The sequence below is a fragment of the Microbacterium sp. genome (assembly GCF_031988965.1).
Taxonomy (GTDB): Bacteria; Actinomycetota; Actinomycetes; order Actinomycetales; family Microbacteriaceae; genus Microbacterium.
Map to the genome: position 1 here is coordinate 1 of NZ_DALZXX010000294.1, position 1169 is coordinate 1169.

The following is a 1169-nucleotide window of genomic DNA, read 5'->3' on the forward strand; positions in this document are numbered from 1 at the left end:
AGCCATGGCGCAGGCCCCGGCCCCGCCCTCGCGGTGCTCGCCTACCCGACTCTGCACGCGGTTCAGGGCGCGCCGGATGCCGCCCTGCGCGCGGCGCTCGACGCGGATCCGGAGGCCGACTCGTTCGGGCCCGACCCCGTGCGCGTCATGTACGAGAACTACCTCGGCGGCTCCCTCGCGGACCACGACGTCTACGCCGTCCCGGGCACCGCGTCTGTCGATGACCTCTCCCGCTTCCCCGCCACGATCATGATCAACGACGAGGTCGACGAGCTGCGCGTCTCGGGTGAGGCCTTCGGCGCCGCACTGCGATCCGCCGGAGTCGACCTCGACATCTCGACCGAGCCTGGCACCCGCCATGGCCACCTCAACCGTCCGGAACATGCGGCGGCGACAGCATCGATCGACCGCTTCGCCCGCCGCATCCTCGCCACGACTCCCGAGAACAAGGAACAGCCATGACCAACCCCACCGCCGCCGCCCTCATCGAGCGGTCGAACCGCCTCGGCGCCGACCCCAAGAACACCAACTACGCCGGCGGCAACACCTCGGCGAAGGGCACCGAGACCGATCCGGTCACGGGTCAGCCGGTCGAGCTGCTCTGGGTCAAGGGTTCGGGAGGAGACCTGGGCACGCTGAAGGAGCAGGGCCTCGCGGTTCTGCGCCTCGACCGCATGCGCGCGCTCGTCGACGTGTATCCCGGCCTCGACCGCGAAGACGAGATGGTCGCCGCCTTCGACTACTGCTTGCACGGCAAGGGCGGAGCCGCCCCCTCGATCGACACCGCCATGCACGGCCTCGTCGACGCCGCACACGTCGACCACCTGCACCCCGACTCGGGCATCGCGATCGCGACGGCCGCCGACGGTGAGGCGCTGACCACGAAGATCTTCGGCGACAAGGTCGTGTGGGTGCCGTGGCGCCGCCCCGGCTTCCAGCTCGGACTCGACATCGCCGCGATCAAGGCCGCGAACCCCGACGCGATCGGATGCATCCTCGGCGGGCACGGCATCACCGCCTGGGGCGACACCTCGGAGGAGGCCGAGGCCCACTCCCTCTGGATCATCGACACCGCCGCGGCATACATCAAGGCGAACGGCGCGGCCGACCCCTTCGGCGGCGTGCGCGCCGGATTCGAGGCCCTCCCCGAGGCCGCGCGCCGCGAGCGG

Annotated in this window: 2 protein-coding genes; both read left to right on the forward strand. The window is 71.3% G+C overall.

The features are described from left to right. A partial coding sequence (locus tag RTM68_RS18870) for an alpha/beta hydrolase fold domain-containing protein (RefSeq protein WP_312173866.1) occupies nucleotides 1-462 on the forward strand: 462 nt, incomplete at its 5' end. Then, a partial coding sequence (locus tag RTM68_RS18875; RefSeq protein ID WP_312173868.1) for a class II aldolase/adducin family protein occupies nucleotides 459-1169 on the forward strand: 711 nt, incomplete at its 3' end. The genes RTM68_RS18870 and RTM68_RS18875, both read left to right, overlap by 4 nt.